The sequence below is a fragment of the Janthinobacterium agaricidamnosum NBRC 102515 = DSM 9628 genome, from assembly GCF_000723165.1.
GTDB classification, from domain to species: domain Bacteria; phylum Pseudomonadota; class Gammaproteobacteria; order Burkholderiales; family Burkholderiaceae_D; genus Janthinobacterium; species Janthinobacterium agaricidamnosum.
Map to the genome: position 1 here is coordinate 5888368 of NZ_HG322949.1, position 2084 is coordinate 5890451.

Sequence of the window (2084 nt, forward strand, 5' to 3'; positions counted from 1 at the left end):
CTGCCAGGCTCGACCTGGCCCGGCAACTGGAGCATGGCCTGGAGCGATGTGGATTTTTTGTCTGGCTTGCCGTGCGGATCTTGCAGGTAATCGTTCAGCGTGTCCTTGGCCCATCCTTTGGCCAGTGTGGCAAGACCAGCCAGCGTGGGCGCGAGGTTGTTGCGCGCCTCATGTTGCACCCATAGCACGGTAAAACTGTCGGCGCCGTCGGCATAACGCTCATGCTGTGCAAGATGAAATGCATGGCCGGCCGCCAAGCGGCGTACCGAACCTGCGCCTTCGAAGGTTTTGTTATCCAGTTCCAGCGCTTGCAGCATCAGCGTGCCGTGCGGATTGGCCTGGCCGGAATGGGCATGATGGCGTTCGGCGCTGCCGTCATAGAGTTGCAACTCGGGTAACTCTCCAGTCTCAAGGCTGGTCGACTGCTCGGCGCCGGGAGCGAACAGTTGCCGCGGGTCCCAGCTGCTGATGCTGACGGCGTTCGACTGTACCTGGCGGCGTGCCGCAAATTGATTGATGGCGTCGTCGCTGTCGGTGGCGCGCACGCCGTGAAAGCGCAGGTCGGCGCCGCCCAGCGTGACGGGCGCCACGGCCTTGCTATCGAAAAACACCACTTTGTGCTTGGCATGGTCGGCGGAAGACGCCTCGGTTTCAGCCTGGCCATCCTGTTCATGTTCGAAGCGCCAGTTCAAGCCTTCGGCGGCCAGCACCCGCATCAGGAATGCCAGGTCGCTTTCGCGGTACTGGGTCCAGACCGGACGCGCCGTCAATTCCTGGCTGATATCAAAATCGAAGCGTACCTGCGGGTAATCGGCCAGTAATTCGGCGACGATATCGCGCGCGGTCTTGTCCTGGAAAATAAAGCTATCGCGCCGCAAGCCCAGCAACGACAATGCCGGTTCCAGCCGCAGCCGGTAACGCGCCAGACCGCCATCGGCGCCCACCCAGGCGGCATCGGTGCACAGGCCGTGCCAGGCGCGGTAATTGCCATCGGGCTGCAACAATTTGACGGTAATTTCCTCGCCGATAAAATCGTCCAGTGCCAGATCGGTCGATGTGCTCAGCGCCTCGACGTCAAAGCGGAATAGCTGATTCACCGCTTCGCGGCCTGTAAAAGATTCGGCCGCCAGCGATTGCGGCAAGTCCGAATCCTGGGCGGTCGCCAGCGTAATCAGGCGCGCGTACTGGCTCAAGCCGGTGCCGAACAGCGCGCTGAGCGAAGGAATGGGCGGCAGCGCCGGTAATTCAGGGAGCGAAATGTTCATGGCAGGCTGGTGTCGTCATATCGTGCTTTCCCACATACTGTGCGCAGACCGATTGCAAGTTTAATTGTCGAGTTTGCTATATTAGTCGGCTTCGCAAGCAGGGAGCGCACGCTTTGATGCATGATTTACATCATGGCGTAGCGGTGCCGGTTTAGATCCCATTCCAGCAGGGAGCGTTGTCCTATCACAGATTAACGCGTCTCAATCTGCGCCTGAACCTAATTAAATTCAGGCATGTCAACTGGTAAAAAAGATAATGGCACAGAGGGTAATGTTAACAAGGCAAGGAATGAAAGAAGGAACGCTTTGGTAAAACTGAACATCGGCATCGTCAAAAAAATATGATTTAACATCGAATAGTCAGCCACAGATGATAAATGTCGATGGAAAAAATACAGTATGGACTACTCGCAAAGACCAAAAGAAGCGGGAAAAAACCTGCAACTCAAAGCGACTTTACAGTATCGGGCGATGGTAAGGGCATAAGTTTTACTGCTGATCTGCCTCCGCTGTCGAACACATGCTGCGCTCCCTTGACCGTGAAATTGCCCGTACAGGCGAAGGTAATATTGCCGCCTTCCAGCGTCATCGACGACTGTCCAGCCTGCAGCGTGATCTTTTGATTGGCCTTGATCTCGATGACGTCGTTGACCGATATCACGGTGATGGCCTGGTCGGCCAGGATTTCCAGCTGGTTGGTATGGGCTTGCAGCGATAGCGGCCCATTGCCGGCGATGGCCTGGATCCCGCCGGCATGCGTGAACAGGCCGGTGGCCTGGGCTGACACCGACGACAGCGTCTGCGCCGCGCTCCAGTGCG

Annotated in this window: 2 protein-coding genes (both only partly in view); both read right to left on the reverse strand. The window is 57.4% G+C overall.

Going from position 1 to position 2084, the window contains the following annotated elements; genetic code table 11:
- Positions 1–1265 carry the 5' portion of a type VI secretion system Vgr family protein gene (locus GJA_RS25535; protein ID WP_051781326.1) on the reverse strand. The gene continues 16 nt to the left of window position 1, outside the view, so 1265 of the gene's 1281 nt are visible here — the first part of the coding sequence; its start codon is at positions 1263–1265; its stop codon lies beyond the left edge, outside the window.
- 445 nt (positions 1266–1710) lie between these two features.
- A protein-coding gene (locus GJA_RS25540; RefSeq protein ID WP_038498023.1) for a DUF2345 domain-containing protein crosses the window boundary here: on the reverse strand, positions 1711–2084 show its 3' portion. It continues 10 nt past the right edge of the window; 374 of the gene's 384 nt are visible here — the last part of the coding sequence; its start codon lies beyond the right edge, outside the window; its stop codon occupies positions 1711–1713.